Below are 825 nucleotides of genomic sequence, written 5' to 3'. Positions count from 1 at the left end.
AGTCGGCGCCGACGCGCCACCAGATCGAATGCTCGTCAAAGCTGCGCGGGTTTGTCATTTCGCGGCCTCCAGGCGCACGCGCGGGTCGAGCAGTTTGTAAGCCAGGTCCACCACCAGGTTCAGCGTGACGAAGATCACTACCACCACCATCAGGTAGGCCACCACCACGGGCCGGTCGAGCGAATTGATGCTGTCGAGGATCAGCTNGCCAGCGCGGCCAGCACCACCAGGGCCAGCACCACGAGACCGGCCACGGCGACGCGCGAGCGCAGGAAGTCGGCGCCGACGCGCCACCAGATCGAATGCTCGTCAAAGCTGCGCGGGTTTGTCATTTCGCGGCCTCCAGGCGCACGCGCGGGTCGAGCAGTTTGTAAGCCAGGTCCACCACCAGGTTCAGCGTGACGAAGATCACTACCACCACCATCAGGTAGGCCACCACCACGGGCCGGTCGAGCGAATTGATGCTGTCGAGGATCAGCTTGCCGGCGCCCGGCCAAGCAAAGATGGTCTCGGTCACCACGGCGTAGGCAATGGTGGCGCCCAATTCCAGCCCGAGCACCGTGACCAGCGGGATCAGCGTGTTGCGCAGCACATGCATGACCATGACGCGCGCGGGCGACAGGCCCTTGGCGCGCGCGAACTTCACGAAGTCCTGGGGCAGCACCTCGCGCACGCCGGCACGCGTCAGGCGCAGCACCAGCGAGATCTTGAACAGCGCGAGGTTGAACGCCGGCAGGACCAGGTGCTGCAGGCCGTCGAGCGTCAGCCAGGACCACTCGATGCCCAGCAGCGCGCGGGTCTCGCCGCGCCCGCTCGCCGGCAGCC

General features: G+C 66.7%; 2 protein-coding genes. Both read right to left on the bottom strand.

Annotated elements, in window-relative coordinates:
- Nucleotides 1–54: 54 nt before the first annotated feature.
- On the bottom strand, nucleotides 55–189 hold the full coding sequence (locus tag QZH66_RS17315) for a hypothetical protein (protein ID WP_345783871.1): 135 nt from the start codon (nucleotides 187–189) through the stop codon (nucleotides 55–57).
- 139 nt (nucleotides 190–328) lie between these two features.
- Nucleotides 329–825, bottom strand: a 497-nt coding sequence (locus QZH66_RS17310) for an ABC transporter permease (RefSeq protein ID WP_305807079.1), incomplete at its 5' end; no start/stop codon positions are given.

It is taken from the genome of Stenotrophomonas sp. YIM B06876 (genome assembly GCF_030711595.1).
Taxonomy (GTDB): Bacteria; Pseudomonadota; Gammaproteobacteria; order Xanthomonadales; family Xanthomonadaceae; genus Stenotrophomonas.
Note: the sequence above shows the minus strand (reverse complement) of the source record. Positions and strands in the feature narration are given on the sequence as shown.